Origin of the sequence: Nitrososphaera sp. (assembly GCF_036397675.1) — an archaeon.
GTDB lineage: Archaea > Thermoproteota > Nitrososphaeria > Nitrososphaerales > Nitrososphaeraceae > Nitrososphaera.
Map to the genome: position 1 here is coordinate 58,591 of NZ_DASWIL010000027.1, position 26,855 is coordinate 85,445.

Here is a 26,855-nt window from a genome sequence, read left to right on the forward strand (position 1 = left end):
ACTTTGCCCTGCTGGCGTATTATCATTTGCGCTTGCCGGACAGCCGTTCTAGGTGGTCTGCGACGAGGGGCAAAAACGCGCCCACGTCGGTAACTATGCCAACTGCCTGAGCCGTGCCCCGGTCCACCAGCTTTGTGACTACCGGCTGGCTGATGTCGACTGCCACCACCTTTACAGACGACGGGAGCATGTTGCCGACCGCTATAGAGTGGAGCATCGTGGAAAACATCAGCACCATCTTGGCGCCCTTTAACACTTCTTTGTACCTGCGCTGCGCCTCTACGATGTCGGTCACGACATCGGGTATGGGCCCGTCGTCGCGGATAGACCCTGCGAGCACGAATGGCACGTTATGTCTGACGCACTCGTACATCACGCCGGATTTCAGGATCTTTTTCTCCACCATTGCTGTGAGACCGCCAGACTTGAACACCTCGTTGATTGCGCGCATGTGGTTCCTGTGACCCCTGACAGCAAGCGTGCCGTCTTTTACATGCATGCCAAGCGACGTGCCCAGCAGAGCGTTCTCAACGTCGTGCACGGCAATCGCGTTGCCCGCAAGCAGGCCGTCGACGTATCCCATCCTTATCAGGCGCGCAAGGGCCTCTGACGCCCCCGAGTGCACCAGCACCGGCCCCGACACGACGATAATCTTGCCGCCCTCCTTCTTGGTGTTGTAAATGTCGGTTGCCACCTTGCGGGCGATGTGCTGCGTCGGCCGCTCGCTAGAGCTTGAGCTTGACATGAACTGGAAAATGTCCACGCCTTCTCTGGGCCTCTCAACCGGCGTTATCTTTACACCGCGCTCGCCAACAACAACCATGTTGCCTTTTTGCACGTCGCGGATCATCCTGCACTCGGCGGCCTTTTTCCTCGTGTCAAGCACGATGCACTTGTCCATCATCATGTTCTGGACGTCTATCCACGAACCGCGGTAGAAGATCTGCGTCGGGTTGTTCGTGGTGCTGTAAAAGTCGTCAGGCATAACGCTGTTCTTTCGCGCCGGCTCCAGCTGCACTTCCTGCACGAAGACTGGCTGCGCGCCCTCGCGGTAGACTGCCTCAAGTATGCTCTCAAGGTGCTCGCCGTCCCTGCCACTGACTAGCAGGCGGGCGTAACTGGCGTCCTTTTTCCTCTTGCCAATCGTGAACTCGAGGACCTGGAAGTCGCCTTTGAGGTCCATGACGGTGTCAAATATCCTCGTTAATATCATCGAGTCAATGAGGTGGCCCCTGACCTCGATCTCTTGCTCGCGCCGTGCCAAAGCTAATCACGATAACTGCTTTCAGCTAATAAAGTTATATCGGCAGCGACAGCTTGCCAAAATACTCATGCATGTTATTTTCGGCCTTCATCTTGCCGACAATCTCGTTCTTCGTGTCCTCGGTGAACCACTGGGCGATTGACTTTGCAATGCCCTTGCTGTCGCACAGCGCAATCATGTAGCCTCCCTCCTCTTTGACGACGGCGTAAAGGTTCTCCTCACCCACAGGCTCCCACTTGTTGTCCTTGTTGTCTTTGAGCGCAAGCGCCGGCATGGCGTGGCCCGCGTATCTAGTCAGGAGGTCCTGTGCCGCCCTGACCCGCTTTTCGCCCATCTTGAGAGCCGTGAAATACTGCATTATTTTTCTCTGGATGGCGCCGGCATTAAAGACTTTAGGATGTCAGTCAATAGGTCGTCGTCAGTCGTGACCGCTTTGCGCGCAGACTCGAAAAACTGCTTCAGCGATTTCCCTGCGCGGCCGTCCTTTCTGTACCGTGCAGCCTGCAGCGCCATCTCTAATTTGTCGATGCGGTGCACAAAGCGCGCCTCCTTTGTCTTGTTCTGCAGATATTCCCGCCACGCCTTTTCATAATCCGTTCTGACCTTAGCCGGCAGATCTAACAGGATCTTTTTCATCGCCTTTTTTTCCTGCCTTATTTTATTTCTTGCCGCGACTTCGCCGGGCATGTAGTCGCCCACGACTGACTCTGCAAGGTCATGCAATACTATCATCCTCAACACTCTCTCGGTGCCAAGGCCCATAATGTCAGAGAGTGCCATGCCTATGGCGCACATGGAAAACGTGTGGTCCGCGACCGACTCGGGATTCTTGATGCCCGCCTTTGCCGCCCAGCCGGCCCTGTTGACCGTCTTTAATCCTAGGACTGCGTCAAAGAACGGCTGAAAATCTGTCATGGGTCAGCCCTTCAGGATTGCAACGGCGTTTGCGACACCCGGAAGCAGGTCAAATACAAACGTTATCGCTGTGGTGGCCAGCGCCATTCCTGCCGTTATTGCAAGTATCAAAAGCACGTTGCGTACCTGTCCCAACTTGTTCAATAAAGCCTTCAATGAGCATTTAATCTTTCTCCGGCTTGGCCCACGCCACGTCGGAGACGCCGAGGCGTTTGTTTGCAAACCTCGCCGCCACGAACAGCAGGTCCGCAAGCCGGTTGAGGTAAACGATCACCGCGGGGTTTATCTTATCCGCCTTTGACAGCGCAACGGCGGCAGCCTCGGCGCGCCTTGCCACCCCGCGGCACAGGTGCAGCATCGACGCTTCTATACTCCCGCCGGGGAGTATGAAAAACGTTATCGGGTCAAGCTCTTGCTCGAATTTGTCGATTACCTGCTCGAGCCCTGCCGCCATGCCTTCTTTTGCGCGCGGCGTGCTCCGCTTGCCATCCGGGTAGTCAGGGTCTGCCAGATCGGAACCCACTGTGAACAGGTCGTGCTGCACTTTTGTAAGCACGCCTGCAAGATCGGAAAACGTCTCCTTTCGCAGCGAAGAAATGGCAAGACCTATCGCGGAGTTCAGCTCATCGACCGCGCCATACGCGACAATCCTCGGGTCGTTCTTGCCGACGCGCCTGCCGCCTATGAGGCCGGTCTCGCCCTTGTCTCCGGTCCTGGTGTATATCTTCACGTGCTAGGATGGCGGCGCAGGTGATTTAAGACTAGCTTCAGACTTTTCCTTAAAGAACTGGACGAGCCTTATTGCGTCCATCTCCTTCAGGCTCTTTCGGTTCTGCGCGATGTACGAGCGGAAATTCTCGATGTCACCCATCTCCGGGTGCCTCCTCTTCGTTTCATCGATGATGTCTTGGTAGTTGCGGTGCGGGAAGTAGATGCCCTTTGCGACTTTTGCTATCGCCCTTTTCGTGATGTCTGAAATGACGCCCTGTTTTCGCGCCAGGTACAGGTTGTAGCGGATGTCTATCATTGCCTCGGACTGGATGTGGAAATCGCTGTCAGCAAACGTGACTGCCACCTCGTCGTCGGCATCCACCTTGCCTTTCTTGTAGAGTTCAAAGACCCTTCCTATCCCAACCATGCCGAACTTCTCAAGCTCGACTGCTCTCAGCGCGCCGAGGCTTGCCGCGCCCGCCAAAAACACGCCCTCTCGTCGCGCCAATTGATACACCTCAATGGGGCTGGGTGGGTAGTCCTGCAGAAACACGCCGTCGACCAGACCCACCATCCCGACATTGGGGCTTACCGCCAACCTCAATAAGTCACCCTTTTTGGCTGGCGGCCTGTACTCTGCGTCAGGGAATATTGCCTTTGCCTTTTCGTGGCTCAATGAAGGCCCTATGAATATTATCGGCTTTGCCATTGCCCGAAGCACTCCTTTGCGCGTCTGCCCATAACAGACTTTGTTATCTTGAATGTCTCCAATCCCGGCACTATTGCGCGAACTACAGGCACGGCAAGTTCCGGGTTTGTCAGGTCTACTATGATAGCGCGGCCAAGGCCGGCCACCGCGAGCCTTGACCTAATGAACCTGATGTCGTCCAGTATGTCCTCGTGGAAGTACGTCCTGATTTCAGAGAACCTGACCATTTCTTTGGAGGGCGTGAACTGCCACGCGCGCTTGTCGTCGGTGTTGTTCTCGCCGTACCTTATCTTGCGCAAGTCGTCTCTGGCTCCTTGGATGTTTGCGGCGCGAGTCTGTGACACCTCAGTTATCGCCCGCAAGAGAGCAATCCTTGCGTCAGGGTGCGTGCCGTGTCCCTCTGCAAGGTAGCCGTAGTCGTGCGTCACCCACTCGATGCTCGACGCGTTGAACGTCGGAACGCCGATGTCAGACGTGATGTCCTTTATTATGAGCGGTATGCCCGCCCTTTCAAAGTGGGCTACTAGGTTTTGCACCGGCTCAAAATCGACGCCGGTTAGGTCGACTTCGGGGAATATGCCGGGGTCGTCGACGAACCTGTCTGCCTGTATCGGCGAAACACGCATGCCAGAAGCGTTGAGCGAGTGCGCTATGTAGCGGAGTATGTGGAAAGGGATCGCGCTTGCGCGAAGTTCTGCGATGCTCATGGCGTCGCGTTCTATCACCTCGCACAGCGCGTGGCAAACGGCCTCTTCCATGACGTTTCCAGAGGCAAGGCCGTTTGTGTGGAAATACGAGAACGGGTTGACCGCCGGCGGCGTGGGGTTGTACCTGAATAGCGCTATCGTCGCCGGCACCATCACTTCCTTTCCAGTCTCAAGGTCAAAGCCCGCGACAAAATCCATCAGCATGTTATTCCTGTATTCAAAGCGCGTGGGCTCAACTATCTCGTCAGGGTGCAGCACGTCGTGCGTCTTTGATAGCTCTGCATAGCTTTCGCGCACGAAATTCCGGAGCCCTCCTGCCGGGAGCGAAGAATACCTTTCAATGCTTTCCATGAGCGCGCTTGCCATCGCGTGCTCGCGCGTCGGGCCCTTTCCGCTATACACCCAAATGTAGTCTTCCGTGCCTGGCAACACCGCAGAGTAGTTTGGTATCCTGAGGACGTCCATATCGGTGATGTCTGCAAGGCGCGTGACCCCTATCTTTTTTGCAAGCGGCACGACCTTTTGCAATGTTTCATGCGCAGGCTTGATCCTCGAAGTGCCGTTTGAGGTCCACTTTTTCCTGCTCTGAAGCTCCAAGACCACCGAACAAAATGATCGCCCAAGTTCATATCAATCTTTGCACGGAAATGAAGCCCGCGGCTCAACGATTATTTACCCTGCCTTTTTCATCGTTGCACATGGACACGTCAAGGGAGCTTGAATGGTACCTGCGCGACCACATTTTCAAGCAAGCCAGCAAGGGCAGGACCCAGCTTACAAGAAGCATCATCGCCGACGAGCTGGTGAGTCTCTACCTGCGCTACCGGGGCTATGACTCAAAGGAGCTGGGCCGGCTGATGTCGCCGGTTATTGATAATCTTATCTCAGCGCAAGTGCTCAGGCAGAACGGCGACAGCATACAGCCTGCGTCGTCGCTTTTCAGGATACAGTGCGCCACGTGCTACTACGTCAGCTACCTCGTAGAGGCCGAGCCCAAGACGTGCCAACGGTGCTCGGGAACCGACCTGCGCGAGTTTCCCAAGAAGAAATAAGCTTTTTTAGGCCATCGGGTCTATCCTGAGTGTTGCCTGCCGAATTCGACGAACTATGCAAGGAGGTCTTTGCAATCGACCAATCCATACGGTTTGCCGGCGTGATAGACAAGATGGGGAAGCTCGTAGCCGGCGGCATGCGGGAAGGCATCATTCCGCTAGAATCCATCAAGGATATGAGGAAGCTTTACGTCGAGCTTGCGCTACGAAATGCCATGCGCCAAGAGTTTGACAGCGAGTTTGGGGCCACCATCTACTCGTTTTCTGAAAGGGAAAAGATCAAGATAGCGTCCTTTCCGCTGAAAAGCGGCAATTTCCTTTTGATGTCTATGGCGAAGGACCGCCCACACGACAGAATAATAAACAGGATACTTGAACTCGTACGCTGATGCCAAAACGACGCAGGGCGCACGAGGACGACGACTTGGTGCCGCCGCGAAAAATAACAGGCAAGGAACTGAGCGAAATGGAGGAGCTGAGCGCCAGGTTTACCGCGCTCGTCGAGATGCTTGACGAGCGGGGCGTCTTAAACAAAAAAGAGTACAACAGAATAGTCGCTATGCGGCTGCACGAGATATCCAAGGCCGCCGCTATAGAGGAGCTTGACGAGGAGCTGTAATGTGCAGACAGGCAGGGCCTTTGCGCTTTCGATAGCGTCCGGCGTCGTGGCCGCTGCAGTTCTTGTCGCTATCAACTACCTTGTGGCCGGACCCTACGTGAACGAGCTGGAATACGAATATGTCAACCTGAAACTTGCAGAAGGCCTCTACGTCGAAGAGGAGATAGATTCGGCGCTGCAGGCGCAGCATTTCTGGCGAGCCGGATTTCCGATAGTCGTGGGGGTCGGAGGAGGCGCTCTGGTCGCGGCCGTTTACATGAAGCGGGGCCAAAGCGCCTTCCTGCTGGCCCTTGCGGTGGCCGGCGCTGCGTGGTTTTCTCTTTACGTCATGCCTACTCTGAAATATCCTCTCGTGCCCGATGTGCTCTTTGATCCTGCGGCCGCCGGCCAGTACACGACGCTATTTGCCGGCTACTCTGCCAGCTCCGGCCTTGCCGCCCTTGGCGCCGCGGTGGGGTTTGTCAAGACGGGGAGAAAGAACTGGTACTCCGGGGCGGCCGGCGCCTACCTTGCGATTGCTGCAGGGCTGTTCGTGGTGTTTCCGGGCCTTCCCGAGCCCGAGTTTTACGACAAGGTGTTTCTGGGCGCCTGGCGTTCCGCTACAGCAGCGGGCATGACCGCGTTCTGGTTTACGCTTGGGATACTTACCGGCGCTCTGTTGGAAAGAGAGGAGAAGAAAGGCGCCGGGAGAGGGATTTGAACCCTCGGGACCTTTACAGGTCACAAGCTGGCTGGATTGGTTTCCAGGCTTGCGCCCTCCCAGGCTAGGCGACCCCGGCAGCCGCAATCGCTTTGCGCACTTCTGTATATATTTCAGCGCCTTGGCAAAGACAAAAATTGAGGTTGGGCTTTTCTATCGTTAATTGAGTAATCAGGGGCTTTCAGAAAGCTGCAAGGGCTCCCGCCACGCGGACTGCGACGACTGCATGTGCAAGTGCCACATCCCCGGGACTATGGAGAACCTTGCAAGGAACATTGCCAAGCTGGAACGCAAGCGTCCCGGCATTGGCGAGACCCTCTAACTTTCTTTTCACCACATGAAGGAGCGCATCCTGCTCGCGATGATGTCCACGCCTGTGCCCGTTATCTCGAAAAATGTCGCCTCTATCTCTTCAATCGACGAGCACGGTGGGCTCCCGAGTTTTATGCTGTATTTTCCCTTGAGCGCCATAACAATCGCAGTGACGGAATCCTCGCCGAAAATGTCCATCGCCTCCAGGAGGGCCTTTTTGAGGACTGTGCAATAGTCCGCGCTCTTCGTGTCCCCGAGCGTTTTTGAGCCCACGCTCCGCAGAGGTACGGGGTGCAACCTGATAATCTTTTCTTCGGGGCAAAACAACCTAAAAGTCATCGTCGCTTTCCAGCTTGCCCAGGTCAACCTCGGGCGCCGCTCTCTCGGGGGCTACCGCATGCTCGCCCCTCGAGCGCCATGCCTTTGGATACGTTTCGGGCTTCATTATCAGGCGCTTCATGACAAACGCCACGCCTTTGGCGCTCTCCTCTATCTGACTGCGCGTCATTGCGGCCTCGCCGAGCCCCACTATCTCGCCCTTGAGCGAATAGACGCCGACAAGCTCGCCCGCCCTCAGGTTGCCCGGCACCGCGACCACCCCCGGCACGGCCAGTGGTGCGCCGTGGCACAGCGCGTCGACAGCCGTGTCACGCACGGTTACCCCGCGGATGCCTTCAAGGCATTTCTCTATCGGGAGCACCAGCCTGCGCAGCTTGTCCTCGTCGCCGGTCTCCTTGAAGCGCTGGTAGGCATCAGCAAGGTCGTGGAGCCTCGCAAAGCCGTCGCTCTCGTGCAGGTTGCTCACCTGCGTGCGCCGGAGCTCCACCATAGTCGCCCCCGGCGACAGGACCTCGCCCACGTCGTAGATTATCTTACGTATGTACGTGCCTGCTTGGCACAGCACGCGCATGAGCACCAGCCTGTCATAGTCTTCAAGGTAATCAAACTCGTAGACCGTCCTAACCCTGGTCACGCGCTTGACCGACGAGCGCTGAGGCGGCCGCTGGAATATCTCGCCGGTGAACTCGTCCATGACTTTCTTCACTCGCTCTGAAGGCACATGCGTGTGGAGCCGCGCAAGGGCATAGTACTCTTTTGGGCCGATAAGCAGGACGCCGAGCGCCTTGGTGCCCTCGCCGAGGCCCAACGGCAACAAACCTGTAGCGCCGGGGTCAAGCGTCCCCGAGTGCCCCGCCTTTTCGATACCCAAGATGCGCTTGACCCACGCAACGACTTCATGACTGGTGGGGCCCGCCGGCTTGTCCACCAGCACAAGGCCGTACTGCAGCAAAACGTCTATTGGGCGCTTGTCTGGGTAGTGGCCGTACTTGTCGTCGGTGACGTCGTCGTCCACCCTAACTAGGTTTTCAAGCTGCGGCAACATCGCTACCGACCCGATTGCCGCCTGACAATAAGCTTTGACACCTCTACAAGCGCGTCAAGGTCTAGCCTGTCAGTGTTGAGCGCATAATCAAAGACAGACAGGTCCTCGCCAAAGTTAAAGCCGTAAAGGCTGTAGTATATCTTGACATTTTCCGCGTCGCGCAAGCTGACTATTTTCTCCGCCTCTTCGACCGTTATGCCGTCGCGGTTTGCCATCCTTGAAGCCCTGTTGCGGGGGGAGCCCTTTAGCCAGAACTTGATCACGCTGTCGTCCTTTACAAGCCACGGCAGCGTGTAGCTCGTGATGACCGCTCTCTCATTTCTCAGTATCTCTGCAAGCCTCCCGTCCACCTTCTTGTCGAAGGTCGGGTCACGCTTGCGCTCATCCATGAACTTCTTGGCCTCCTGCGTGTCCCACCAGTCGTCCCTGGAAGTGGCGTTCGAGTAGCCCTTTTCGTGGGCGAGCATCTTCAGTATGTCGCCACCGTTGTAGGTGACAAGCCCGAACTCGGAAGCAAGCTCGCCTGCTATCGTGGTCTTGCCAACAGCCGGCCAGCCCGATATTACGATGCCAAACCTTGACATGTCACATGCCCGGCATGCCGGTCTTGGTCACCCTTGCCACGATGCCAGAGAAAGCAAACGACGTTAGCAGGAACCATCCCCACAGGTACACCTCTCCCGGGACGACGCAGGCACCCTTGGGGTTGCCATCATCGTCAAGCTCTTGGTGGTTTGCTACGTCCTCTTCGCTGCACATTATCCACGGTATGAAAATGGGCGACATGTTCACCACCTGGCCAAATATTGCCGGGAAGACGAATATCCATATCATGAACGACGGTATCATGTAGATGAACATGGGGCGCATCTGCTGCTGCTGCACCTCCATCGCCAACTTGTTGACGTAGGCCTGCTTCTTTTTCAATTCCTCAATCCGGGGCTTGTCGCCCTTTTTCACGGCGTCGGTGTAGGCCTTGCGCCACTCGTTTGTCTCTTTCATTATCTTGTTCGTGCGCTCGATGTCCGTGGTCTTTTTGCGCAACATTGCGAAGCCAAAGCTCATGACAACGGCTATCATTAGCGCGACAATAGACGCCGATATCATGTCGGGGAATATCGGGTTCCGGGTGTATTGCGGCGCGAAAAACTGCAATATTATGCTTCCAAAGTCAATCATTTCGGTCCAGCTCCAAGTATCCTTGCTATCACTTCTGCCGCTTCATCAACCTTGCCGTCGTCGTTGAGCACGACCGCAAAGGGCGCGCCTGTCAGCACCGAGCACGAAGCAAGCATCATCTTTGAGATGTCTAGGTCGTTCTTAATGGCTTCGGCCGATGCCTCGTCCCGCTTGCGGGTGGGATCGTTCTTGCGCCTTTCCGCTATCTGCGCCGGGTCTGCCGCCACCATTATGAGGTTCGTGGGGTTCATTATAGTAAGCAGGCGCATCGGAAGACCCGGGTAATGACCCTCGTCAGTGCTTATGAAAAGGTGCGTGTCCACGATCACGATGTCGTTTTCCATCCCGGCTATGCGCCGCGCGGCCGACTCTTGCAACTGGCGCTGCCTTTCAACCGGCAACCTGCGCATCTCGTCGCGGTCTTTGACGCCGAGCTTTTGTGCCTCCTCGAACATCAGTGTGCCGTACGTGACGACAGTCGCGTCGTGCTTTGACAATAATTCCGCGGCGCGGGTTATGACCGTGGTTTTGCCGACGCCGGGTATCCCGACTATAATCGCGCGCTTATTTCCTGCCAAGGAGGGCCGCCAGTTTGGGCATGTACGTGTCTATCTGCTCTTTGACAAGCGTCTGGTAGTAGCTCACCATGATGTTGACCATGAGGAGCAAGCCTGTTCCAGATCCAAAGACCCCAAGCATGTCAGACAGCGCCGCGAGAAGTCCGATTATAACACCGGATATTATCGTGAGGGACGGTATGTAGCGGTTGAGCAGATTCTCGACAGAGCCTTCTGAGCGCCTAAAGCCCGGTACCTGCACGTCGGCGTCAAGAAGATTCTTGGCAGCGTTCTTTGCTGAAAGACCGCCAAGCTCCACCCAAAGCCTCGAAAATACCGTGACTATGGCTGTAAAAAACACTACATACACTGCCGCGCGTATGGGATCGGCCACCATCGCCTCCAGGCTGCGCGGGCCGGTAATGTAGTACAGTATGCCGCCTGTGGGCGTCTGCTGCTGCTCTGCGTCAAACTGCGCTATCCAATTGAACAGCGGGTTGGTGTTGTTGGGGTTGTAGTTGGCCCACATCATCTGGCCCATGAATATGCCGTTTGCTATGAGCGCCGAGGCCAGAATGACAGGAATGACTGACGTGTACAGCAGCTTGATGGGGTAGACTGCAGTAAAGCCCCTATACTTGGTCGATACGATGGGTATGTCGACGTGGATGCCCTCGATATACACGAGGATGAGTATGATCGCAATCGTGAGGGAGAGTGCAAAGATGCTTGGGAGCTGGCCCGAGCGGAAGACGGCGTCCTGTATGTGGCCGTCAAGTCCGGCCTGAATGGAAAAGGGCGCTACACCTACGGGCCCGTCGGGAGCAGGCAGCGGCGAGAACACACTCCAGAGTATCGTCTGGGCGACGCCGGCCATGATGAACAGCGACAGCCCGGAACCAACGCCCCAGCCTTTCTGCACCATCTCGTCCATCAGCATGACGAGAAACGACGCAAAGATCAGCTGGGCAATGACTACGGGGATTATGTCCGCATGTGCAACAAGCGGGCCGTAGACTGAGAAGCCGTACAACCCGCCCTCTGCAACTATGACTATTATCGTGACTATCTTTGTCGCTGACGTGAAGAGCGACCTGTCGTCGGGGTTCTTGAAGTCGAGCCTGATGAGGTCCGAGCCCTTCAAGAGCTGCATGAGCAAACCTGCTGTAACTATGGGCCCGATTCCAAGCTCCATAAGCGTGCCTTGCTGTGCGGCGAAAATGACCCTGGCAAATGCAAGAAAGTCAAACTGGGGGTCGTCCGTTACGCCGTAGAGCGGGATCTGCCCCATTATCAGGTACGCAAAGAGTGCAATCCCTGACCAGACGAACTTCTCCGTTAGCGTGATCTTTTTCTTGGGCTTTGGGACCTGCGGGACATAGGCAGAAGCGCTCCTTATGATGCGCCTAAGCCCGCTCTCATTCTGCTTCGTGCTCATCGGTGATAACCTCGCCGCCTGCGGCCTCGATTTTTGATTTGGCTTTCTCGGAGACCCTGGCCACCTTGACAGTGTATGCGCCGCCGATCCTGCCTCCGCCCAATAACTTGTCATACCCAAGCGAGCTCAGGTCCAGGACGACTTTGCCACTCTCTTCTTTTCCGTGGCTCGCAAAGACCGCGTCCAGGTCGCGCACGTTCAGCCATCTGTTCACGACGTTGCGGTTGAGAGAGTTAAAAGGGTCATGGCCAAAGTGGTCAGGCTCCTCAATGACTGTCCTTATGAAAAAGTGCTTGTGCTTGCCAGCGCCGCCGATGCCTCCGCGGCTTCCAGCCTGCCTGTGCTGGCCTACCTGGCCCCAGCCGCAGTACCTGCTGCCTCTTTGTCGCCTGCTCTTTCTAAATCTGGTAGCCATAATTATCACTGTTGTGCTGGAATTGATTCACGTTCTGCTGTCACCTTAATTAAGTCTTACTAGAGCATCCGCTTTACAATCTCGGCCAGCTCTTTGTCGTCGCCGAGAACGCCTGCCTGGGTGTACTGCTGCTTTGTCTTTCTCTTGAATCCGCCTTTAGGGGGCGATAGCGCAAACCATGGCTTCAGGCCCTCTATCTTGGACATCGCCACCTTGTTGTCTGCAATCGCTGTTGCGAGATCGTCGATGCTATTGTACTCCTTGGGCAGGTCGCCCTTGGTTATTGGCTTGTAGCCTGCCTTTCTGCCCCGCTTTTCCAGCAATTCTTTCACTATGGCAGAGTCGGCCTTTGTCCATGCGACGACTTCCTTGACCTTCCTCAGCATACCCAGAGACTCTGCGGTCTCTGGAACCAATGTTGCGCGGAAGCGCTTGTCGAGGTTGAGGCCGTCAAGTGTGGTCCTCGCCCACGTGGGAATGTTGACCGTTCCCTTGATTCTGACAACTAGATACGCCATGACCATCAACCCACGCTGTACGTGCTTCTCAGCGCGTTGAAAATCGCCTTTGTAGTCGACGACATGGTGCTAGTCGAACCGAACGACTTTGTCCATGCGTCCTTCAGCCCTGCCATCTTTAGCAGGTTGCGGATGTTCTCGCCTGCGACGAGGCCAAGTCCCCTTGGGCCCGGAATGATGTCTAAAGCGACGCTGCCGCCCTTGCCCCTTACCTTGAACGGCACTGAATGCAGCTGGTTGCACCTGCACTCCCAGCTTCCACAGCCGAGCTTTACCGGTATGACGTTGAGGTAGGCAGCGTTTGTGGCCTTGTCTATTGCCATCCTCATCTGGGCTGCCTTGCCCTTGCCGATGCCGAACCACCCTGCCTCGTTGCCCACTGCGACGAGCGCATTAAAGCGCGTCATCTCGCCGGCGTCGGTCTGCTTCTGGACTATGCCGACGTGGACCACCTGGCTCTTGATGTCGGGTAGTAGGTGTTTGACTATCTCTGATTCCTGTATCCTTAGGCCGTTTTCGTAGATCTGGTCCATCGAGTTTATCTTGCCTGCCAGAACCATCTGGCCAAGCGTCGTCCTCGGTTTCCATTCTACCTGCTGTTCCTGCCTTGAAAAGCGACTCACTTCTTCTTGCCTTCCTTAACCTTCTTACCTGTCTTTGCCTCTTTCTTGGGGGATTTCTCGCCCTTTGGCTTGGCTTCCTTCTTGGGGACCTCTTTCTTCTCCTTGGGCTCCTTGGGCGCCTTTAGCTCTGCGGGCTTGCCCGAGATCTTGGCCCTTACCTCCTCAAAGTGGGCCGGATAGTCTTCGGGCTTCAAGCCGTTCTTCAAGAGCGCCGAAAAGCGAGAGCTGTATTCCCGCTCGTCTGACTTGAGCGAATTTGCATAGTCTGCGATGTGCTGTCCGGCTATCCTCGCTTCTGGCGGCACCGATTCTTCGGATATCGGTATGTCGACGCCCGAGTCCGCGATGCCCTTGGCGCACGCGGCGACCCTGGTGGTAAAGTGCTCCTTGCCGATGTACAGCACTGCCTTGCCCGTGCCCTTCTCAAGCGCCTTCTTGCCGAGAAGCAGGCCGGTCAGATAGCACGCAGGCAGGTTGTTAGTGGCGCCCTTCCAGCCGTGCTTGGCCAGCTCGTGGCTGTGCGCCGAAGCTATAACCAGGTCGCCCGTGGGCGTGGTTTTTATCACCTGCGTTGATACGTTCTGGTCTGTAACCCGGACGGTGACAAAGGAGTGCCTGCCGATTATGACGGCGGCCCTCTTTCGGTAATTGGTCTTGTCGAGCCTTATCCTCTTGAGAGTACGTGCAAAAGTCAATTAGTATCATTCACCCTTTTCAATGCGATAGGGGTCCAAAAATTCTATAGCACTTATAAACGTTCACGGCCGCCAGCTGCCCTCTTTGCGATGGACGCCGCAAACGCGCCCGCTCCAACGCCGTTGTCGATGTTGACGACTGCAAGGCCGAGCGTGCAGCTCTGTAGCATCGACGCCAGGGCAGCCACGCCTTCCGATCCAAAGCCGTAACCGACCGACGTCGGGACTCCTATCACAGGGACATCAACCATCGACGCAACGACGGAGGCAAGCGCGCCTTCCATTCCAGCGACGACCACGATTGCGCCCACATTTTTTGAGAGCATGCCTTTTAGTACAGGAAAGAGCCTGTGTATGCCGGCGATGCCGACATCGTAACTCGTTACCACCTTGCAGCCCATCGCCTCCGCCACGAGCCTTGCCTCCTCCGCGACCCCGATGTCTGAAGTGCCGGCTGCAACCACGCCTATTGTCCCCCTGCTCTGCCCTGTAGATTTTTCGATGGCAAGGATTGTGGTGCTGTTCCTGCCCATTTCGACCTTCAGACCTTTTTTCTGGAGCACGGCCGCAAGCCTTTTCAGGTCGCGCTTTTTCACCCTGCTCACGACCACCCGGCCGCTCCTCCTGGCTGCGGCAAGGGCGATCTTGACCATGTCGGCGTACTCTTTGCGCTCCGCAAGCACTATTTCAGGCAGCCCTTTTCTTGGCTCCCTGCCGACGTCGAGCTTGGCTATGTCTTCCACGTGCTCGATGGCGTGTATCGCTATCTCATTCTGGGCCTCCTCAAAGCTAATGGCTCCCCTTGCAAACCTGTCGAGGATAGTGCGTAGGTCCAACCGCCATTCGATTAAAGAGAACGGGATAAAAGGTTTGGTTAGAATCAGAGGGGGAGGGCGCCAATGCCTTCCTTGACGCTTGCTACGCCTTTGTTGAAAACCTCCTGCTCAAAGCTGTCCAGCCTGAGCTCGACTATTTTTTCTACGCCGCCAGCACCGATCACCGCCGGCACACCAATGCAGATGTCAGAAACTCCGTACTGGCCTTGCAGGTACGCGGATACGGGTATCACCATCTTTTTGTCCTTTGACATCGACTCTATCATCGTCGCCACCGCGTTGCCCGGCGCATACACGGTCGCGCCCTTTAGCGCGATGACGTCTGCTGCCACCTTTTTCGTCTTTTCAAAGATCTCTTGCGCCTTTTCCTTCGAGATAAACTCGTGCAGTGGTATGCCGCCCAGAGAGGAATAGCGCGTGAGGGGAAGCATGTTCTCGCCGTGTTCTGAAATCACCATTGCCTGAATCGAGTCGCGGGAGACGCCTGTCGATTCCTGTATAAAGCTTTTGAATCTGGATAAATCTAGCATTCCTCCCATGCCCATCACCTTGTTCTTTGCGGAGCCGATCGTTTTCAGCGCAAGGTAAGTCATCGGGTCAAGCGGATTCGTGACTACGATAACGGTCGCGTCCTTTGCGTACGTCCCTATCTTGGAAGCGACGTCCTTTACTATGCCGGCATTTGTCTTCAAGAGGTCCATCCTTGTCATACCCGGCTTACGCCCAACTCCTGCAACCAACACGACATAGTCGGAGCCGCGCATATCTTCATAGTTATTCGAGCCCGTTGCTATAGAGTCGGAGCCCCTTTCGGAAAGCTGGTGGTTTATGTCCATTGCCTCGCCCTGCGGCAGGCCTTGGATGATGTCGAGAAGGAGAACGTCGTCAAGCTCCCTCAGGCCGCAGTTGAGGGCGGCCGAGGCACCAACTTTGCCTGATCCGATAACTGTTATTGTCATTTGGGGCAGCTAGCGTGCTGGATTACTTATAAACCTACAAACCACGGTCAGCTTTAAATTGAGCGACTGCTGACATCAAAAACGTGTCCAAGAAAAAGGGCGGCAAGCGCGACGACAGCTATTTTGCGGCCGACAGGCGCAGGAAAAAGAAGTACATGATGGTTATAATACCTGCTGTTATTGCAGTGGTGGCTGTTGGAGTTGTCGCCGCCATTTTGTACAAGCCTCCCGAGGCGCTAGCGATAAGTGGAGTAGAATGTCATACCCGAGAGGTTACAAATTATCATGTTCACTCACACTTGGACGTATTTGTCGATGGACAGAGGAAAGAGGTTCCTGCTAGCGTCGGAATACTTTCCTCCTGTCTCTTCTGGCTTCATACCCACGACGGTGATGGCATAATTCATGTAGAAGCGCCCTCGCAGACGGAATATACCCTTGGACAGTTCACTGATATATGGAGTCAGACTCACAGTCCCTCGAAGGCGTTTTTTGACTCGCTAAGAGACGAGCCAACAGCATACGTAAATGGCATCGAGTTTGTAGGGAACTATAGGGAGATACCACTCGAATCGCGCACACAGATCGTCCTTGTCTATGGCAATCCTCCAGCAGAAATTCCGACCTACGACTTTGGCAGCCTGGAATAAAGCACAAACGTGATATAAAGCAAAAAGCCAACTAGCATGGTAATGGCGGCAAAGGTTGCAGTAATAGATTGCCAGATTGCCGGGATTGCCGGCGACATGCTGGTGTCAGCCCTTGTAGATGCCGGCGCGGACAGGAAAAAGGTCGCTAACGCCATCCTTGCCTGCCAGAAATTTCTGAAAGGAAGCAAGATAACTAAAGTTTCATTCAACAAGATAACCACGCACGGCTTTTCGGCCACCCAGCTCACACTTTCCTGCAATGACGGCGTGCACGAGCGCAAGGGATCTGAAATGATTAATGCGCTTGAAAAAACCTGCGATTCGCTTGAGCTCGCCGGCAAAGCGCGCAGGTTTGCGCGGGGCGCGATGAAGTCGATAATATCCGCCGAAGCTGCAATCCACGGTGAGAGCCCTGACAATGTTCACCTTCACGAGGCGTCAAGCGTCGACACTCTTGCTGACATAGTCGCCTGCGCGGTGGCCCTCGACGACTTGGGGCTGTTTGACGCGCAGGTGTATTCCACCAGAGTGGCAGTGGGCGCCGGCAAGCTGAAATTCTCGCACGGCACCGTTCCGAACCCTGCTGACGCCGTACTGCACATATTCAAAGGCAGGCAGTTCGTGCTTGAAGGCGGGCAGGCAAAAGACGAGCTTGCGACGCCGACAGGCGCGGCGCTCCTTGCCAGCATTGCGCAGAAAAGCGTCGACTATTACCCTCCCATCATTACTGAAAAAATTGGCTATGGCACCGGCTGCAAAGAGTTCGCCGGATTTGCCAACCTGGTGCGGGTGACGATAGGAACGGCGCCATCTGCGGTTGAAAAGGACACCATCTGTTTGGTGGAGACAAACATCGACGACGCGACGGGCGAAACACTCGGCAACCTCATCGAGAGGCTGACTGATGCGGGAGCAAAGGACGTGACAGTGCTGACGGGCACCGGCAAAAAGGGCAGGCCGGCGCACCTCGTGAGGGTTATATGCGATAACCAGCTACAGAACGCAGTGCTTGACGTGCTGTTTAGCGAGACCGGGACGCTTGGAGCCCGCGTCCAGCAGGTGGAAAGAGTCGTGCTTCCGCGCACAATATTGACCGTGCCGGTGAAAATAGCCGGCAGCACGTTTCAGGTGCACGTCAAGGTCGTCAAGGACGCGGCAGGCAACGTAAAAGGGGCCAAGCCTGAGTTTGAGGACATCAAGATAATCTCAACACGGTGCAACATGCCTGCCCGGCGTGTGGCCGAGCTTGTAAGCGTGCAGGTGGCGAAAAAGACTGGTGCGATATGACAGACTTTGAAAGGCTTGCGGGGTGGTTTTTGCAAAACGGTAAGCGGGCGCTGGTGGCGCTTTCCGGCGGGGTTGACAGCGCGGTCGTCGCGCTGGCCGCCAAAAAGGCACTCGGCAATAACGCCATCGCGATCACGGCAGACTACAAGACACTTGCAGGAGAGGAGCTCGATAGCGCAAGGCAGGTCGCAAGAGAGATAGGAATCTGCCACATGGTAATCGAGTACGACGAGCTTGAGAACTCGGACTTTGTGAAAAACGACGGGGCGCGCTGCTACCACTGCCGGACAGAACTTGGCCAGCACCTTGCAAAGGAGGCTACAAAATTCAACATCGAACTGATGGTCGACGGAACGCACATCGACGACTTGTCCGATTACCGTCCAGGGATACGCGCTCTCAGAGAAAACGGTGTGCGCAGTCCAATGGCGGAGCTTGGCATCAGCAAGGCCGGTGTACGGCAGATAGCGAAGGACTTTCATCTTTCAGTTCATGACAGGCCGTCAAACGCATGCCTCGCCTCGAGAATACCTGCAGGGATGGAGGTTACTTATGGAAAGCTCCGCCGGATAGAGGGCGCCGAGATTGCAGTTAAGTCGATTTTCGGCGTGAGGCAGGTGCGCGTGCGCGACCACGGCGAGATAGCCAGGATAGAGGTCGGCAGGGACGAGCTGCACCGGGTTTTTGACGCAGACAAGCTAACACTCGTCGACGCAAAGCTGAAGGAGCTCGGGTTCAAATTTGTCACAGTGGACGCGGCCGGCTACAAGCAGGGCAGGCTTGAGATGGTTGAACATGGTTGAGCGGATATACCTTGACAGCGCGGCGTCAACGCCCGTCGCCGACGAGGTCATACAGGAAATGCTGCCTTATCTGAAGCAGCAGTTCGGCAACCCGTCGTCCATCCACTCGTTTGGCCGGGAGACTACGCGCGCAATACAACAGGCGCGCAGGCGCGTCGCAGACCTTATCGGGGCAAAGCCGTCAGAGATAACGTTCACGTCTGGAGGCACGGAGGCCGACAACCTTGCAGTCAAGGGCGCCGCAGAGTACGCCAAAAGCGCGCTGGGCAAACGTCATGTCATAACAAGTTACATAGAGCATGATGCCGTGCTTGAGCCCTGCCGCGACCTTGAGAGACTAGGTTATAATGTCAACTACCTGCCGGTGACGGCCCAAGGCTCGGTCAGGCCTGAAGACCTCAAGGGGGCCCTGACAAAGAATACCGCGCTTGTAAGCGTCATGCACGCAAACAACGAGGTAGGTACAATACAGCCGGTAAAGGAGCTGTGCAGGATTGCGCATAAGGCAGGTGCGCTTTTCCACACGGACGCCGTGCAGGCCGCAGGCAAGATCCCTGTCGACGCCAAGGACCTCGCCGTCGATCTCCTGTCGATGTCGTCGCACAAGATAAACGGGCCGAAAGGGGCCGGCGCGCTTTACATTCGCCATGGCCTTGACATAATGCCGCTGATACACGGAGGCGGGCAGGAATCGGAGCTCCGCTCGGGGACCGAGAACGTGCCCGGCATAGTGGGCTTTGGCAAGGCGTGCGAGCTTGCCGCAAAGAATCTTGCCGCATATCAAAAGCATGTATCGGAGCTTCGCGATTACCTTATAGGCAAAGTGTCGCAGGAGATAGCCCACAGCAGGCTCAACGGCTCTACAATCAGCAGGCTGCCGGCAAACGCGCACTTTACGTTCTTTGGCGTGAACGGCGAGGACCTGATTATAAAGCTGGACGAAAACGACATCGCCGCTTCGACGGGCTCGGCGTGCTCCGTCAAGAAGCAAAAGCCCTCTCACGTACTGAAGGCTATGGGCTTTTCGTACGAGGAAATAACCGGCTCGCTCAGGCTGACGCTCTCTATGCAGAACACGAAAGAAGAAATAGACAGGACGGTCGCGGTCCTGTCAAGCATCGTGCGGGAGCTGCGGGCGCTTTCACCCTTCAAGTCAAAGTACACCTGAAAATCTTTTTATGCCAATTCTGGCCGGCTCTTGTACATGGCTAAATCATCTGTTCCAAAGGTAGGCCAGAAGGCACCCGACTTTGAACTCCCAGACGCTGACATGAAGACGCACAAACTCAGCGATTACCGGGGTAAAAAGATCGTCCTAGCCTTCTTTCCGGCGGCAGAGTCGCCGGTTTGCACCGCAGAGATGTGCATGCTTCGCGACTCGATGGACGAGCTGCGCGACTACGGGGCGCAGGTGCTCGGCATTTCCATCGACGGCCCGTTTTCAAACAAGTTCTTTACCGTAAACCGACACCTCAACTTCCCGGTGCTCTCAGACTATGACCGCAAGGTCATCAGCAAGTACGGCATAGTCATGAAGAACCTTGCGTCGCTCAAGGACTACAACGCTGCGAAGAGATCGGTGTTCATACTGGACGGGCATGGCAAGGTCCGCTACAGGTGGGTGTCAGACAACCCGCTTGTAGAACCCAACTATGCGGAAATAAAGGAGTTCCTGAAAAACAACTAGCGCCTTTCACAATTCTTTATGTAGAAAGGAGGCCCAACAAAGAGGCTTGCCGTGCCGCTTGCGACAGTACTGGTTGCTTCGCTTGGCATGATTGCAGCAAGCGCCGCGGCGGAAAATAGCACGCTGCTGATGGCCTCGACCGCGCTGGTCGTGCTCTCATCGATAGGCATGGGGATAATATCGGCAATATACCTTGCGAAAATAGTAGAAGGATGGCTAGCGAAAACTACTCTATAACTGCAAGCACGTCATTTCTTGAAACGCTCGCGCCCTGCTTGACCTTTATTTCCTTCAGGTGGCCGTCCTTGTGCGCCTTTACTGCAACTTGCATCTTCATCGACTCCAGAACAACTATTACGTCGCCCTTCTTGACATCAGTCCCGGGTTCTGCCGCGATGTTTACCACCCTGCCGGGGATCTGGCTTGCCAGGTTTCTGTCACCGCCGCCGGTTCCGCCAAGCGCCGACGCCTTTTCCAGGACTTCGGTGAGCTTTGAATGCTTTTTGACCGTGATGGGCTGGCCGTCGAGCATCATCCTTACTTCGGCGCTCCCAGAATGGAGCACCTTGGCGTGGTGGAACCTGTTATCCAGTATGAATTCAAACTCGCCCGTGCCCGACTTTAACAGCTTGAGCGTGTGGTTCTTGTTGCCGATGTTGACAAGTACCGAGCCGTCGTCAGCAGTCCTCAGAACCTCGCCCGTGAGCAGCTGCGCTAGCTCGCCGACTTTGAACTCCAACTAGATGCTCACCCTTGCCTGCTTCCACCTTGACGACTTGGCCGGCGCGCCCTTTTTCACAAGTTCAGAATGCAAGAGAGCCGCGGCCACCGCGGCCGACGCCTTTTCCTCCGCGCTCTTCTTGGCCTCGTCGTTCATCCTGTCAAACACCCTGAAGCGCTCGAGGTAGTCTGTCGAAAGCTCACCCTTGATGAAGTTCTTCTCTTCCATTATAGTCCTGTAAAGCGGGATGGTGGTGTTTATGCCCTCTATCACAAACTCGTCCAGCGCGTTCCGCATTCTTACGCGGGCTTCGTCAAAGTTGCTTCCCCACGTCAAGAGCTTTGCCACGAGCGAGTCATAAAAGCCAGAGACGGTGCATCCGGGATACAGGTATGTGTCAACCCTGACTCCGGGGCCGTAGGGGAGGTTGCAGTACGGGACGGGGCCGACTGACGGGGCAAAGTCGTAGAACGGGTCCTCGGCGTTTACTCTGCATTCTATGGCGCAGCCGTTCATCTTCAGGTCATCCTGGTTGAACGGAATTTCTTCTCCCTGGGCGACTCCTATTTGCAGTTTCACAAGGTCAATGCCCGTGACTAGTTCAGTAACGGGGTGCTCCACCTGAAGGCGGGAGTTTATCTCGATAAAGTAAAAGTTGCCTTCCGGGTCGCGTAGAAATTCTGCCGTCCCGGCGTTCAGGTAATCTACCGCAGCCGCTGCCCTTACAGCTATCTCGCCCATTTTTTCGCGCGTCTTTTGGTCCACCACCGGCGAGGGCGACATCTCTATCAGCTTCTGGTGGCGGCGCTGTATAGAGCATTCCCTCTCGAACAGGTGGCGGCCGTTACCGTGCGAGTCGCGTATTAACTGAAATTCAATGTGCCTTATCCTCTGTAGGTATTTTTCCACATAGAGCGCGGACTTGCCAAACGCCGCCTTTGACTCTGCCGACGCCATCTCGAACTCCTGCCTCAGTTGTTTTTCGTCGTTCGCAAGCCTGATGCCCCTGCCGCCTCCGCCAAACGCAGACTTTAGCAGTACGGGGTAACCTGCCTCGTGCGCGATGTCGGCCGCCTTTTCAACGTCGTTGATGACGCCATCGCTCCCCGGCACCGTAGAGACCTTGGCCTTTTTCATGACGGCCTTGCACTTCATCTTGTCGCCGGTCAGGTCCATCGCCTTGGCGGTGGGTCCGATGAATATCATGCCGTTCTTGTCGCACATTTCCGGAAAGTTCTCGTTCTCTGACAAGAAGCCGTAGCCGGGGTGGACAGCATCTGCACCTGCTGCCTTTGCTGTCTCGATTATCTTGGTCATGTTCAGGTAGCTTTGCGCCGGGGCCGCCGGGCCTATGTGATAGGCCTCGTCAGCCCTCTTTACATGGATGGCGCGCACATCTTCGTCAGAGTATATCGCAATAGACCTTATCCCGAGCTCCTTGCACGCCCTGATTACGCGGAGCGCTATCTCGCCCCTGTTTGCGATCAGGATGCTCGTGATTTTCTTGCCCATCTCGTTCCCTCACAGGTTGATGTTCCCGTGCTTTTTGTACGGCCTAGCTTCCTTCTTGGTCGCAAGCGCTTCAAGGCCGCGGATTATCATCGGCCGGGTCTCCATTGGGTCGATTACAAGATCGATAATGCCACGCTCTGCGGCAAGGTAGGGGTTTGCAAACTTGCCGCGGTACTCCTTGGCCAGCTTTTTCTTCAACGCCGGCGTGTCGGGCGCGCTTTTCAGCTCGCGCCTGTTGATGATCGTGATTGCAGCTTCTGGACCCAGCACCGCAATCTCGGCGCTTGGCCAAGCGTAGTTGATGTCTGCGCGCAGGTTCTTGCTCCCCATAGCTATGTACGCGCCGCCGTACGCCTTTCCCACTATGCACGTTATCTTTGGCACCGTCGCCTCGCAGTAGGCGAACAGCAGTTTGCTGCCATGTCTGATGATGCCGTTGTGCTCTTGGTCGGTCCCCGGCAGGTAGCCTGGAGTGTCCACAAGCGTCACAATCGATATGTTGAACGCGTCGCAGAACCTGATAAAGCGCGCCGCCTTGTTTGACGAGTTGATGTCAAGCGCGCCTGCAAGGTACATGGGCTGGTTTGCCACGATGCCCACCGTCCTGCCGCCCATCCTCGCAAATCCTACGAGCACGTTTTCCGCAAACAGCTCGTGGATCTCGAAAAAGTCGCCGTTGTCGACTATTGACTTGATTATCTCATTCATGTCGTACTGCTGATACGGATTTTCGGGCAGCATGTTTATCAGGTTGGGGTTGACCCTGTTCGGGTCGTCGTTTGTCTCCACGATCGCCGGCTCTTCTGCGTTGTTTTGCGGTACGAACGACAGCAGCTTCTTTATCTTGTCAAAGCAGTCGTACTCGTTCTTTGCGACAAAGTGCGCGACGCCGGACCTGCTGCCGTGCGCGCGTGCACCTCCCAACTCCTCAAACGACACGTCCTGGCTCAGGACCTCCTTGACCACCTCGGGGCCCGTGACGAACATCTGACCGATGTTCTCGACCATAACCACAAAGTCGGTCATCGCAGGCGAGTATACTGCTCCGCCTGCACACGGGCCGATGGTTGCAGTTATCTGCGGAATCACGCCTGAAGCCATAGTGTTTCTGAAAAAGATGTCGCCGTAGCCGTCAAGGCTGTTGACGCCTTCCTGGATTCTTGCCCCGCCCGAGTCGATGATGCCGACTATGGGGCACCCTACCTTCATGGCGTGGTCCATGACTTTTGTGATCTTTTTGCTGGTCATCTCGCCAAGCGAGCCGCCAAGCACGGTGAAATCATAGGCGAACACGAAAACCTGCCTGCCTGCCACGGTGCCAAAGCCCGTCACCGCGCCGTCGCCGTAGAATTTCTGGATGGTCGGGTCCTCGCCCCTATGGACTACGTACTTGTCAATCTCGACGAAACTCCCCTCGTCGAGCAATAGTGCAATCCTCTCCCGCGCAGTAAGCTTGCCTTTCTGGTGCTGGGCCTCGACGCGCTCGTCACCACCGCCACCCTCGGCAGACTTTTTCATCGATGCCAGCCGCTTTATTTTTTCTTCATGCATGGGAGTGTAGCTTATGCCGGCTGCAGGCTATATAAATTCATTACAGCATATAGATGATGATTTCTGAACGGTGTTTACTCACGCAGTCCCGCCCTTCCGCCCTGCGCGCGGCGAAACACGTTCATGCCCAAGTTGTAGTTTTCGTACATTGACTCCAGCGCTTCAACCTCGAGCTTCAGCATGGCAATCTTGCCCCTGTTTGCCTCTGAGTTCTTTTCAAGTTCTGCCATCTTGGCCCTCTTTTCGGCCAAGAGCTGTCCCACGTTGTGCTCGTACTCGCTAGACATCTGCCAAGGCTACCGCCCTTTTACATTTTAACTTTTGCCATCTTGGCCAGGAATGCACCTTGATAGTTCTTGTAGGCGTCCTCGTCTGTCATGCACTGCTCGCAGATGCACATCTGCGACACGATTGCGCGGTTGCAGTCTGCCTCAAAACTGCACGAGGCGCAGCCGGCGTTCTTGCCGCAGATGAAGCACTTCAATTCGATCACTACCGGCGTTTCCGGCTCTGTAGACTCGCATTTTACGTGCTTTATCGCCTTTGCGGTCCTCGACCATAGCGCATAATCGCCCTGCGGGATCTCTTTGCCGCACACCAAGCACTTGCCCTTGTATTTTACGAGCAGTCTTATCCAGTGCTCGCTCACTTTTTTGCCCCCTTTGCACGCTCTATCTCTTTTGCCAGCGACTCGCCCACGGACGCGTCATTAAAGTTGGCTATCGCAAACTCCGCCGGGTTTATTTTCTCCTTTATCATTTCTCTGACAAGATGCGGCAGGACAAGCCAGCTGCAGGTCCTCTTCGAGACGTGCGTCGCCGGTCCGATGAACGACGCCAGCCTGCGGATGGTTTGGTACCTGGCAAACACGGGTCCCATGACGGGCCAGGGCATCGAGTACTGGCTGTAGCGTATGTCTAGGCCCCGCGATTTTTCATAGAGGCCGTGGGCCAGCATGGGAGTCACGTAGCGCAACAGACTCCAGTGCCTGCGCCTGCCTACTCTGCCCACAACCACGTCTGCCTTGGAAAGCACGTCGAGCATGCCTGCAAGGCTGTCGCCTGTGTGCGACGACACTATGGTTGAAAATAGCGCGCCTATCATGTCCTTTCTTCGCGATTCCGGGTTAATGCCTTCATACCGTGGGTCGGGGAACGACGCGTCGGCCATCATAAGGAACTGGACCGCCTGCTCCTTGCCTGACGCAGCAAAGTATCCGTTTATCGCGTCTTGGATGTCTATCTCGATGACATCCCTGTTTGAGACCGTGGCGTACCCTGCCGCGCGTGACTGGGCGCCGTTGAGGAGCGTCCTGATGTCGCCCCTGCTGTTGTTGACTATGGCCGCCTTGTCGCCGGGGCCAAGCTTCTTACCTTCGCTTGCAAGCACATGCTCCAGGAACATCAGGAGCAGTCTCGGCGGAACAGGCGCAAACTCGACAGTCTTGCAGGCCTTTGCGAGCTCTTTTATCTTGGCCGACTTTTCGTTTGCCGCCATTATCACCGGCACGGTCGGCTCTTTCATCATGTCTACGAGCAGGTCAAGCCCGCCCGAGTCTTCCCTGCCCGATATGCCGTCGACCTCATCGAGGAAGAGCAGGCTCTTGACGCCAAAGATGCTGACGTTGTTCATAACCGGCGCTATTCGCGCATGAATGCTTTCCCTGTTCCGTGTGTCGCTTGCGTTCATTTCGACAAGGTCGAAATCAAACTGCCTGGCAAGCGCGTGGATCAGAGTTGTCTTGCCGATGCCCGGCGGTCCCAGCAGCAGGAGGGGCTTGGTTCCTGACACCCACTTTTCAAGCCACTTTAACACTGCAAGGCGCGCGTCTTCGTTTCCCACCATCTGCTCCACCATCTTGGGCCTGTAGACTTCGGACCACATCAAGGCTGGGGCCATTTACTTTACCGCCGCTTCTATCTTGCTCTGGAACTCGGCAAAGGGGGCGCGCCGGACAAACTCGTTGTACCAGTGCTGGTTGTAGTGACACACGGTCAGAAACAGAAATTCAAGGAATTGCCTGAGATCGAACTTCTCGGGGAGCATGTCAAGGGCCATCCTTGCCTCGTCCAAGTACAGCTCGCTCTTTCGCATAGTTAGTTCGAAACCTCTCTTCACATCTCCCGTGTTTATGGCAAAGTAAAGGGGCCACGACGGTATCTTGACCGCGCTGTTCTTGAGCGCGTCCTCTATTTCGTTGCCGCACCCGACGCACTCGCCGGCCTTGGCCATACCTAGGTGGAATATGTCGCTCAGCGGGCGGCGATTTAGCGCCATGTTCCTTCCAGCCGTGCCCATAACTGCCCTGTATTTCTTGTAGCATTCATTCATGTTCTCGTCGTTTATTGATGCAGGATTCATCTTTAATTTCACGTCGGTGTACTGGCCGATCCTCGCGTCCTTGAACCCTGCCTCAAACGCCTTCAAAACTCCATCTCCGCCCTGCGCTATTTTCTGGCGCGCAATCGCAAGTATGTAGGGGCACATGAACTTGTAGTCCTCCAAGTATTCTAGGTCTTCGTCGCGGTCTACAATCCTGTCCATCGGCTCTGAAAGATCGATGGCGATGATGTGGCCGTCAATGACTGCGTCGCGCTTTTCCTGCGAGTCTGCGTCGCCAAAATACTGTACCGAGGCGTCGTAAAGCGCGTTAAAGACGGGGAACGTCATCTTGACAAAGTTGGAGTTTAAGATGCGCATCACCCTGTCCTGCAGCACCTCGGGGCTTGATAGGCGCGCCTTTATGCCCGGAAGAGCCGACGACTCGGGCACAAGCTCTGCAGAACCCACCTCGTCGGCAAACTTTTGCACAGTGAGGGCGGGACTCGGGTCGGAATCCATTGCGTGATGGAGCGCTGCGACAAAGCGCTTGGCAAAGGCCCCGGATTCTTGTTCCGTTTTTTCTTTATAGTGGTTGAACTGCTTGTACCCCTTGCTCCTGAGCAGGCCCTGCTTCATTATCTCCTTGCCAGCCTGCGTGCCCAGAAGAGACTCCTTTGAGAAAATAGATTCGTCCTTGCCGCTCATGCAGGAAATTGCTGCCAGCTGTAG

Annotated in this window: 37 protein-coding genes and 1 tRNA gene; 11 read left to right on the forward strand and 27 right to left on the reverse strand. The window is 55.7% G+C overall.

Going from position 1 to position 26,855, the window contains the following annotated elements; genetic code table 11:
* Window positions 1–22: 22 nt before the first annotated feature.
* From VGA14_RS05940 to VGA14_RS05970, 7 genes are read right to left on the reverse strand one after another with little or no spacing between them, the layout of a single operon-like run.
* On the reverse strand, window positions 23–1,264 hold the full coding sequence (locus tag VGA14_RS05940) for a TIGR00300 family protein (RefSeq protein ID WP_331002833.1): 1,242 nt from the start codon (window positions 1,262–1,264) through the stop codon (window positions 23–25).
* Between the two features lie 34 nt (window positions 1,265–1,298).
* Window positions 1,299–1,622 (reverse strand): hypothetical protein, encoded by a 324-nt coding sequence (locus VGA14_RS05945; RefSeq protein WP_331002834.1) that lies wholly within the window; start codon window positions 1,620–1,622, stop codon window positions 1,299–1,301.
* Window positions 1,622–2,179, reverse strand: a complete 558-nt coding sequence (locus VGA14_RS05950) for an HD domain-containing protein (RefSeq protein ID WP_331002835.1) — start codon at window positions 2,177–2,179, stop codon at window positions 1,622–1,624. Before VGA14_RS05950 ends, VGA14_RS05945 begins: the two co-directional genes overlap by 1 nt.
* Window positions 2,180–2,182: 3 nt before the next feature.
* A complete protein-coding gene (locus tag VGA14_RS05955) occupies window positions 2,183–2,314 on the reverse strand; it encodes a hypothetical protein (protein ID WP_331002836.1) in 132 nt (43 codons plus the stop codon).
* Between the two features lie 28 nt (window positions 2,315–2,342).
* On the reverse strand, window positions 2,343–2,909 hold the full coding sequence (locus tag VGA14_RS05960) for a cob(I)yrinic acid a,c-diamide adenosyltransferase (protein ID WP_331002837.1): 567 nt from the start codon (window positions 2,907–2,909) through the stop codon (window positions 2,343–2,345).
* Window positions 2,910–2,912: 3 nt separating this feature from the next.
* Window positions 2,913–3,599, reverse strand: coding sequence for a TfuA-like protein (locus VGA14_RS05965; protein ID WP_331002838.1), 687 nt, complete (start codon window positions 3,597–3,599; stop codon window positions 2,913–2,915).
* On the reverse strand, window positions 3,584–4,909 hold the full coding sequence (locus tag VGA14_RS05970) for a YcaO-like family protein (RefSeq protein ID WP_331002839.1): 1,326 nt from the start codon (window positions 4,907–4,909) through the stop codon (window positions 3,584–3,586). The genes VGA14_RS05965 and VGA14_RS05970 overlap by 16 nt, the downstream gene beginning before the upstream one ends.
* Before the next feature lie 95 nt (window positions 4,910–5,004).
* On the opposite strand from VGA14_RS05970, the gene VGA14_RS05975 reads away from it, so the two are divergent.
* Genes VGA14_RS05975 through VGA14_RS05990 form a run of 4 tightly spaced genes read left to right on the forward strand, consistent with a single transcriptional unit; the run spans window position 5,005 to window position 6,677 of the window.
* Window positions 5,005–5,358: a hypothetical protein gene (locus VGA14_RS05975; RefSeq protein WP_331002840.1), complete on the forward strand. Its 354-nt coding sequence runs from the start codon at window positions 5,005–5,007 to the stop codon at window positions 5,356–5,358.
* A gap of 32 nt (window positions 5,359–5,390) precedes the next feature.
* Entirely contained in the window at window positions 5,391–5,747 is a 357-nt protein-coding gene (locus tag VGA14_RS05980; protein WP_331002841.1) for a DUF6659 family protein, read from the forward strand.
* Window positions 5,747–5,977 (forward strand): hypothetical protein, encoded by a 231-nt coding sequence (locus VGA14_RS05985; protein ID WP_331002842.1) that lies wholly within the window; start codon window positions 5,747–5,749, stop codon window positions 5,975–5,977. Before VGA14_RS05980 ends, VGA14_RS05985 begins: the two co-directional genes overlap by 1 nt.
* Before the next feature lies 1 nt (window position 5,978).
* Window positions 5,979–6,677 (forward strand): CbtA family protein, encoded by a 699-nt coding sequence (locus VGA14_RS05990; RefSeq protein WP_331002843.1) that lies wholly within the window; start codon window positions 5,979–5,981, stop codon window positions 6,675–6,677.
* Here VGA14_RS05990 and VGA14_RS05995 read toward each other — a convergent pair.
* Window positions 6,659–6,756, reverse strand: a tRNA-Ser gene (locus VGA14_RS05995). The two genes, VGA14_RS05990 and VGA14_RS05995, sit on opposite strands and share 19 nt — an antisense overlap.
* A gap of 84 nt (window positions 6,757–6,840) precedes the next feature.
* Between VGA14_RS05995 and VGA14_RS06000 the strand changes: the two genes are divergently transcribed.
* Window positions 6,841–6,999: a hypothetical protein gene (locus tag VGA14_RS06000; protein ID WP_331002844.1), complete on the forward strand. Its 159-nt coding sequence runs from the start codon at window positions 6,841–6,843 to the stop codon at window positions 6,997–6,999.
* A gap of 8 nt (window positions 7,000–7,007) precedes the next feature.
* Here VGA14_RS06000 and VGA14_RS06005 read toward each other — a convergent pair whose 3' ends face one another.
* From VGA14_RS06005 to VGA14_RS06060, 12 genes are read right to left on the reverse strand one after another with little or no spacing between them, the layout of a single operon-like run.
* Window positions 7,008–7,262, reverse strand: coding sequence for a hypothetical protein (locus VGA14_RS06005; RefSeq protein ID WP_331002845.1), 255 nt, complete (start codon window positions 7,260–7,262; stop codon window positions 7,008–7,010).
* A gap of 55 nt (window positions 7,263–7,317) precedes the next feature.
* Window positions 7,318–8,373: an RNA-guided pseudouridylation complex pseudouridine synthase subunit Cbf5 gene (locus tag VGA14_RS06010; protein ID WP_331002846.1), complete on the reverse strand. Its 1,056-nt coding sequence runs from the start codon at window positions 8,371–8,373 to the stop codon at window positions 7,318–7,320.
* Window positions 8,374–8,375: 2 nt separating this feature from the next.
* Window positions 8,376–8,957, reverse strand: coding sequence for an AAA family ATPase (locus VGA14_RS06015; protein WP_331002847.1), 582 nt, complete (start codon window positions 8,955–8,957; stop codon window positions 8,376–8,378).
* 1 nt (window position 8,958) lies between these two features.
* Window positions 8,959–9,552 (reverse strand): EMC3/TMCO1 family protein, encoded by a 594-nt coding sequence (locus VGA14_RS06020; protein ID WP_331002848.1) that lies wholly within the window; start codon window positions 9,550–9,552, stop codon window positions 8,959–8,961.
* Complete coding sequence (locus tag VGA14_RS06025) at window positions 9,549–10,130, reverse strand: adenylate kinase (protein WP_331002849.1); 582 nt, start codon at window positions 10,128–10,130, stop codon at window positions 9,549–9,551. The genes VGA14_RS06020 and VGA14_RS06025 overlap by 4 nt, the downstream gene beginning before the upstream one ends.
* On the reverse strand, window positions 10,117–11,547 hold the full coding sequence (gene secY / locus VGA14_RS06030) for a preprotein translocase subunit SecY (RefSeq protein WP_331002850.1): 1,431 nt from the start codon (window positions 11,545–11,547) through the stop codon (window positions 10,117–10,119). The genes VGA14_RS06025 and secY overlap by 14 nt, the downstream gene beginning before the upstream one ends.
* The gene (locus tag VGA14_RS06035) at window positions 11,528–11,962 is read right to left on the reverse strand and encodes an uL15 family ribosomal protein (protein ID WP_331002851.1); all 435 of its coding nucleotides are present in this window, start codon (window positions 11,960–11,962) and stop codon (window positions 11,528–11,530) included. Before VGA14_RS06035 ends, secY begins: the two co-directional genes overlap by 20 nt.
* A gap of 59 nt (window positions 11,963–12,021) precedes the next feature.
* On the reverse strand, window positions 12,022–12,480 hold the full coding sequence (locus VGA14_RS06040) for a 50S ribosomal protein L30 (RefSeq protein WP_331002852.1): 459 nt from the start codon (window positions 12,478–12,480) through the stop codon (window positions 12,022–12,024).
* Between the two features lie 5 nt (window positions 12,481–12,485).
* On the reverse strand, window positions 12,486–13,103 hold the full coding sequence (locus VGA14_RS06045; RefSeq protein ID WP_331002853.1) for a 30S ribosomal protein S5: 618 nt from the start codon (window positions 13,101–13,103) through the stop codon (window positions 12,486–12,488).
* Complete coding sequence (locus VGA14_RS06050; RefSeq protein WP_331002854.1) at window positions 13,100–13,798, reverse strand: 50S ribosomal protein L18; 699 nt, start codon at window positions 13,796–13,798, stop codon at window positions 13,100–13,102. The genes VGA14_RS06045 and VGA14_RS06050 overlap by 4 nt, the downstream gene beginning before the upstream one ends.
* Before the next feature lie 53 nt (window positions 13,799–13,851).
* Window positions 13,852–14,634, reverse strand: coding sequence for a nickel pincer cofactor biosynthesis protein LarB (gene larB, locus VGA14_RS06055; protein ID WP_331002855.1), 783 nt, complete (start codon window positions 14,632–14,634; stop codon window positions 13,852–13,854).
* 44 nt (window positions 14,635–14,678) lie between these two features.
* Entirely contained in the window at window positions 14,679–15,593 is a 915-nt protein-coding gene (locus tag VGA14_RS06060) for a malate dehydrogenase (protein ID WP_331002856.1), read from the reverse strand.
* Between the two features lie 83 nt (window positions 15,594–15,676).
* Here VGA14_RS06060 and VGA14_RS06065 point away from each other — a divergent pair, with 83 nt between their 5' ends.
* The 6 genes from VGA14_RS06065 to VGA14_RS06090 are packed head-to-tail and all read left to right on the forward strand — an operon-like array spanning window position 15,677 to window position 20,257.
* Window positions 15,677–16,243 carry a hypothetical protein gene (locus VGA14_RS06065; protein WP_331002857.1) on the forward strand — a complete coding sequence of 189 codons (567 nt, stop codon included), beginning with the start codon at window positions 15,677–15,679 and terminating at the stop codon, window positions 16,241–16,243.
* 42 nt (window positions 16,244–16,285) lie between these two features.
* A complete protein-coding gene (larC, locus tag VGA14_RS06070; RefSeq protein ID WP_331002858.1) occupies window positions 16,286–17,530 on the forward strand; it encodes a nickel pincer cofactor biosynthesis protein LarC in 1,245 nt (414 codons plus the stop codon).
* On the forward strand, window positions 17,527–18,333 hold the full coding sequence (gene larE, locus VGA14_RS06075; protein ID WP_331002859.1) for an ATP-dependent sacrificial sulfur transferase LarE: 807 nt from the start codon (window positions 17,527–17,529) through the stop codon (window positions 18,331–18,333). The genes larC and larE overlap by 4 nt, the downstream gene beginning before the upstream one ends.
* Window positions 18,326–19,501 (forward strand): cysteine desulfurase family protein, encoded by a 1,176-nt coding sequence (locus VGA14_RS06080; protein ID WP_349257144.1) that lies wholly within the window; start codon window positions 18,326–18,328, stop codon window positions 19,499–19,501. The genes larE and VGA14_RS06080 overlap by 8 nt, the downstream gene beginning before the upstream one ends.
* A gap of 36 nt (window positions 19,502–19,537) precedes the next feature.
* Window positions 19,538–20,020 (forward strand): peroxiredoxin, encoded by a 483-nt coding sequence (locus VGA14_RS06085; RefSeq protein WP_331002861.1) that lies wholly within the window; start codon window positions 19,538–19,540, stop codon window positions 20,018–20,020.
* Window positions 20,021–20,071: 51 nt separating this feature from the next.
* Complete coding sequence (locus VGA14_RS06090; protein ID WP_331002862.1) at window positions 20,072–20,257, forward strand: hypothetical protein; 186 nt, start codon at window positions 20,072–20,074, stop codon at window positions 20,255–20,257.
* Here VGA14_RS06090 and VGA14_RS06095 read toward each other — a convergent pair.
* The 7 genes from VGA14_RS06095 to VGA14_RS06125 all read right to left on the reverse strand — a co-directional run bounded on the left by VGA14_RS06095 (window position 20,247) and on the right by VGA14_RS06125 (window position 26,831).
* Window positions 20,247–20,759 carry an acetyl-CoA carboxylase biotin carboxyl carrier protein subunit gene (locus VGA14_RS06095; RefSeq protein WP_331002863.1) on the reverse strand — a complete coding sequence of 171 codons (513 nt, stop codon included), beginning with the start codon at window positions 20,757–20,759 and terminating at the stop codon, window positions 20,247–20,249. The two genes, VGA14_RS06090 and VGA14_RS06095, sit on opposite strands and share 11 nt — an antisense overlap.
* A complete protein-coding gene (locus VGA14_RS06100) occupies window positions 20,760–22,253 on the reverse strand; it encodes an acetyl-CoA carboxylase biotin carboxylase subunit (RefSeq protein ID WP_331002864.1) in 1,494 nt (497 codons plus the stop codon).
* Between the two features lie 9 nt (window positions 22,254–22,262).
* On the reverse strand, window positions 22,263–23,804 hold the full coding sequence (locus VGA14_RS06105; protein WP_331002865.1) for an acyl-CoA carboxylase subunit beta: 1,542 nt from the start codon (window positions 23,802–23,804) through the stop codon (window positions 22,263–22,265).
* Window positions 23,805–23,878: 74 nt separating this feature from the next.
* Window positions 23,879–24,091, reverse strand: coding sequence for a hypothetical protein (locus VGA14_RS06110; protein WP_331002866.1), 213 nt, complete (start codon window positions 24,089–24,091; stop codon window positions 23,879–23,881).
* Window positions 24,092–24,111: 20 nt separating this feature from the next.
* The gene (locus tag VGA14_RS06115) at window positions 24,112–24,453 is read right to left on the reverse strand and encodes a hypothetical protein (RefSeq protein ID WP_331002867.1); all 342 of its coding nucleotides are present in this window, start codon (window positions 24,451–24,453) and stop codon (window positions 24,112–24,114) included.
* Window positions 24,450–25,688 carry an AAA family ATPase gene (locus tag VGA14_RS06120; protein ID WP_331002924.1) on the reverse strand — a complete coding sequence of 413 codons (1,239 nt, stop codon included), beginning with the start codon at window positions 25,686–25,688 and terminating at the stop codon, window positions 24,450–24,452. Before VGA14_RS06120 ends, VGA14_RS06115 begins: the two co-directional genes overlap by 4 nt.
* A gap of 15 nt (window positions 25,689–25,703) precedes the next feature.
* On the reverse strand, window positions 25,704–26,831 hold the full coding sequence (locus VGA14_RS06125) for a hypothetical protein (RefSeq protein ID WP_331002868.1): 1,128 nt from the start codon (window positions 26,829–26,831) through the stop codon (window positions 25,704–25,706).
* Between the last annotated feature and the right edge of the window lie 24 nt (window positions 26,832–26,855).